Annotated in this window: 3 protein-coding genes; all 3 read right to left on the reverse strand. The window is 66.2% G+C overall.

Features of this window, described 5'->3' with window-relative positions; translation table 11 throughout:
• Window positions 1-206: 206 nt before the first annotated feature.
• Genes H6A16_RS10940 through H6A16_RS10455 form a run of 3 tightly spaced genes read right to left on the reverse strand, consistent with a single transcriptional unit; the run spans window position 207 to window position 1758 of the window.
• Window positions 207-692, reverse strand: a complete 486-nt coding sequence (locus tag H6A16_RS10940) for an ATP-binding protein (protein WP_275052376.1) — start codon at window positions 690-692, stop codon at window positions 207-209.
• Complete coding sequence (locus H6A16_RS10945) at window positions 692-964, reverse strand: hypothetical protein (RefSeq protein ID WP_275052375.1); 273 nt, start codon at window positions 962-964, stop codon at window positions 692-694. Before H6A16_RS10945 ends, H6A16_RS10940 begins: the two co-directional genes overlap by 1 nt.
• On the reverse strand, window positions 952-1758 hold the full coding sequence (locus H6A16_RS10455) for a Mu transposase domain-containing protein (RefSeq protein ID WP_204618952.1): 807 nt from the start codon (window positions 1756-1758) through the stop codon (window positions 952-954). Before H6A16_RS10455 ends, H6A16_RS10945 begins: the two co-directional genes overlap by 13 nt.
• Between the last annotated feature and the right edge of the window lie 833 nt (window positions 1759-2591).

Raw genomic sequence — 2591 nt, forward strand, 5'->3', positions numbered from 1 at the left:
GGGGGCGCCTTATATTCACGCGTCCAGGATGGCAAGTCGATCTGTTACGGCTTTGAGGGTGAGCGTGCTCATGCTCCGATCGGTTTGCCGGCCCTCATGAGTTCTCTTCCTCTTTGTGTTTGGTCAAGTCTTCTTTTTTGAAATGGGCATGCGCTTCTTTCGGGTTCGGTCACGAAACTTCTTCGGGTTCCGGCACGGGCACGCCGCTAGCTTCCTGACTTGCCCAGCATGAGCGATTGCTCCAGCCTGTGGCTGGGGCCGCCGAACTCCACGAGCCTGCCGTGGTGGACGACGCGGTCCACGATCGCGGCGGCGAGCTTGTCGTCGGCGAAGACCGTGCCCCAGCGGCTGAACTCCACGTTGGTTGTGAACACGATGCTCCTCCTCTCGTACGAATCCGATATGACCTGGTAGAGCAGGCGGGCCCCGTCGACGTCGAAGGGAACGTAGCCGAACTCGTCCAGTATGACCAGCGATGCCCACCCGATGTCAGCCATCAGCCTGTCCAGGGTCCCCTCCCGCTTCGCCTTGCCGAGCTGGAGGACGAGCGAGGCGGTCTGGTGGAACCTGACCGGGATGCCGCGGCGGGTCGCCTCGATGCCGAGCGCGGTGGCCATGTGGGTCTTGCCGCGGCCGGTCGGGCCGTGGAAGATGAGGTCCTCTGCGCGCCCGACGAAGTCGAGCGAGAGCATCACCTCGCGGCCCCAGCCCTCCGGGAACCGGACGTGGGACCAGTCGAACCCCTCTCGACGGCCTTGGGTACGGGGAACCTGGCCTGCCTGAGCAGCCTCGCGCGCTTCGACCGCTCGCGCGACTCCAGCTCGCGGGCGAGCATCCCCGAGCACGCGGAGAGCTGGCCGGGGGTGGCGGTCTCGAGGAACCACGCTATCGTCGCCCTCGAGATGAACAGCGACCTCGCGCGCGAGGAGAACTCCCCGCGCTCCTCGTCGGTCAGCCTAGGCACTCGCGGCACCTCCCTCCAGCAGCTCGAAGGCCCGGTCGTACCCCGCGAGGTCCACCGGCTCGTCGTACTCGACCAGCGCGTCTCCCGTCGCCGCCCTGGCGGCCGACAGCTCGAGCGTGGCGGCGTCCACGCCGCCTGTCGCCTCGAGCGAGCGCATTGCGCCACCCACCGGGACGTGCGCGGAGCAGCCTCAGCTGGAGCGCGGGGTCCGCGGAGTCCGTCGGCGCGTCGCCCCACTCGCGCGGGTGCTCGGCGACGACCTCGCCGCCGGGCCCGACGACCGTGACGTCGAAGGCGCCCATGGCGACGGCGACCTCGCGGGAGGCCATCTCCGGGCCGGCGGAGTAGCGGTGGTTCCCGCCGGCCCTGAAGCCGCCCTGCTTGTCGCACTTCCTGGTGAGCCACGTGACGCACGCGAAGGGCGATGCGGGCAGGGGCGAGAGCGCCGCGCGGTCGTCCTCGAAGAGCTCGGGCTCGGTCGCGCCCTTTCGGTAGCGGGGCTTGCCGTCGGACGCCTTCAGGCACGCCTCGAGGAGCCTTTTGTTGTAACCCTTCACGTCGAAGAACTGCGGTATCGGCACGAACAGGTTGCGCCGAAGCGCCCCGACCTTGTTCTCCACCGAGCCCTTCTCGTTGCCGGAGTAGGGGTTGGTGAAGCTGTAGTCCAGACCGTAGTGCGCGGCGAAGCGGCGGAACTGCTCGGAGGTGACGATCTGCGCGCCGACGCGGCGCCCGACCTCGGTGGCGTTGTCGAACACGGCGCGCAGCGGCACGCCTCCCGGGAACTCGAACACGTCCCCGAGCCCCTGGCAGACACATTCGGCCGTCCCCCCCCCAGAACACCTGCGCGAACCCGATATTGGAGTGCGGGAACGTCACGACCAGGAAGTGCCCGCGGGTGAGCACGCCCCGCACGCGGAAGTCGGCTTGCCCGAAGTCGACCTGGCACTCGCCGGGCAGCCAGTCGAGCAGCAGGAACCCCTGTGCCTCGCGGGAGTCGGGCCCCGCCGCCAGCTCGGTGCGCCTGCATTTCACATATCTACGCACGGTCGAGTACGACCCCTCGAAACCCCGCTCCTCGACGAGCCTGTCGTAGATCCTCTTGGCCGTGTGGCGCTGCTTGAACCAGCAGCGCCTGTCCTCGCGTAGCCACGAGTCAATCAGGTCCGTATGGGGTGCGAGCAGGGGCGACTTCGGGGTTTTGCCGACCCTGGGCGGCTTTTCGGAGAAGTCCGCCTTTCTAAGGTACTTCCTCACCGTGGGCTCCGAGACCCCGGTGCTCCGGGCGATCGATGCGACGCTCGCCCCGCACCTGCCCAGCCTTCTGATATCGTCGATCTTGTCCACGCCGATCATTTCCTTTCTCAGCCTCCCGTCGTCGAAACCGATGCAACGACAACGTTAGGCCGAACCGGGATGGTCGGCGTGCCCATGCTCAGACCCGAAAGATCTTCGCGCTCATTCCCGAAAAAACAGTATGCTCAAATTCGCAAATCAGACGTTATCAAACACACTCTTCTGCGCGCCAGCGCGTTGTGGGCTTCATATTCGACTCTTGGTTCGCAAAGGATAGAACGCTCTGCTGTTTTGGAACGCCTTATTACTAGCGCATCCACGTCTATGTAAG

Source organism: Collinsella tanakaei, assembly GCF_016900375.1.
Lineage (GTDB): Bacteria > Actinomycetota > Coriobacteriia > Coriobacteriales > Coriobacteriaceae > Collinsella.